Source organism: Candidatus Hakubella thermalkaliphila, assembly GCF_013281975.1.
GTDB lineage: Bacteria > Actinomycetota > Humimicrobiia > Hakubellales > Hakubellaceae > Hakubella > Hakubella thermalkaliphila.
This window is the reverse complement of record NZ_BLRZ01000312.1, coordinates 1-1,014: the sequence shown is the minus strand read 5'-3', so window position 1 is coordinate 1,014 and position 1,014 is coordinate 1. Positions and strand designations below refer to the sequence as shown.

2 protein-coding genes are annotated in these 1,014 nt (G+C 45.0%); both read left to right on the top strand.

Annotated elements, in window-relative coordinates:
* Window positions 1–369: glycosyltransferase (locus HW443_RS11810; RefSeq protein ID WP_176238286.1), on the top strand; the 369-nt coding region annotated here is incomplete at its 5' end.
* Window positions 370–445: 76 nt separating this feature from the next.
* A partial coding sequence (locus tag HW443_RS11805; RefSeq protein ID WP_258190533.1) for a nucleotide sugar dehydrogenase occupies window positions 446–1,014 on the top strand: 569 nt, incomplete at its 3' end.

Genomic DNA, 1,014 nt, shown 5'->3' with positions numbered 1-1,014 from the left:
GTCTTTGTCGATTTCCTGGAGGAAGAGAGAAAGTTGTCAGCCTATGTGGATGCCGAGGTTCTGGTCTATCCCTCGCTCCATGAGGTGTTTGGTCTGGTACCCTTCGAGGCCGCCATGTGCGGTACTCCGGTCCTGGTTACGGAGAGTTCAGGCTGCGCTGGGGTGTTTAAAAAAATAGGAGTTGATAATTTAGTGCGGTATGGAGATGTTGTGGGACTAGAACGAAAGATAGTGAATGTCTTAAGCCATCTTGATCCGAAAAGAGAGGATGTTCAAAAAATTAGAAAATATGTAGTAGATAATTTAAACTGGAGCGTCATAGTAGAGAAGATGGTAAATGTGTATCGAGAAGTTGTGGAGAAGCGATAGTTACTCGCCGTCGATTGAAATATGATGTGGAGAGGGTGCCGCCCCCGAATGACACATTAGGAAAGGAGTCAAAGATTTGAGCTTTCAGCTTCTAAAGAAGAAGATAAAAGAAAAGAAAGCCATAGTTGGAATAGTTGGTCTTGGATATGTGGGACTCCCCCTAGCTATGGAATTTGCCAAAAAGGGAATAGAGACAGTAGGCTTCGATGCAGATGCTGAGAAAGTGAAAAAAATTGGCCGTGGTGAAAGTTATATCTTAGATGTTGATGACACCGAGTTGAAAGATGTAGTTAATAAGAATCGTCTCACCCCTGCAATGAATTTCTGCTTGCTAAGAGAGTTGGACGTAATTATCATATGCGTGCCAACTCCTCTGACCAAGACCAAAGAACCTGATCTTCACTTCATTGTTGAGGCTTCCCAAGAGATAGCAAAGAGCATTAAGAAGGGACAGCTAGTCATTCTCAGAAGCACAACCTATACCGGGACGACGGTGGAGATTGTGGGTCCCATACTTGAGACCAGTGGGCTGCGCATGGGAGAAGATTTCTACCTCGCTTTCTCCCCGGAACGAGTGGATCTTGGCAACAAGCTGTTTAAAATTGCCAACACCCCGGTAGTGGTAGGAGGGATCGATTCTAAGAG